The organism is Vibrio sonorensis (assembly GCF_001854765.1).
In the GTDB taxonomy this organism is placed as follows: Bacteria; Pseudomonadota; Gammaproteobacteria; order Enterobacterales; family Vibrionaceae; genus Vibrio; species Vibrio sonorensis.
Map to the genome: position 1 here is coordinate 1 of NZ_LJJE01000113.1, position 331 is coordinate 331.

The window sequence follows — 331 nt, forward strand, 5'->3', positions numbered from 1 at the left end:
GCCTCGATAGCTCAGTCGGTAGAGCAGAGGATTGAAAATCCTCGTGTCGGTGGTTCGATTCCGCCTCGAGGCACCATTATTTGGTGCTTAACACAATGTGTTGACACAGATAATTCCCCCTTAGTTCAGTTGGTAGAACGGCGGACTGTTAATCCGTATGTCGCAGGTTCGAGTCCCGCAGGGGGAGCCACTTTTAGAAGAGGCCACATCGTAAGGTGTGGCCTTTTTTGTATCTGCTATTTGACAAGCAGAATGTCGCAGCCGGGAGGCCGGCCCGTTGACTCCCGCAGGGGGAGCCATATTTCAAAAGGCTATATCGAAAGATATGGCC

General features: G+C 51.7%; 2 tRNA genes. Both read left to right on the plus strand.

The window, feature by feature from the left end:
* Nucleotides 1–76, plus strand: a tRNA-Phe gene (locus BLO31_RS21290).
* Nucleotides 77–114: 38 nt separating this feature from the next.
* Nucleotides 115–190 (plus strand) — tRNA-Asn (locus tag BLO31_RS21295).
* Nucleotides 191–331: the final 141 nt, after the last annotated feature.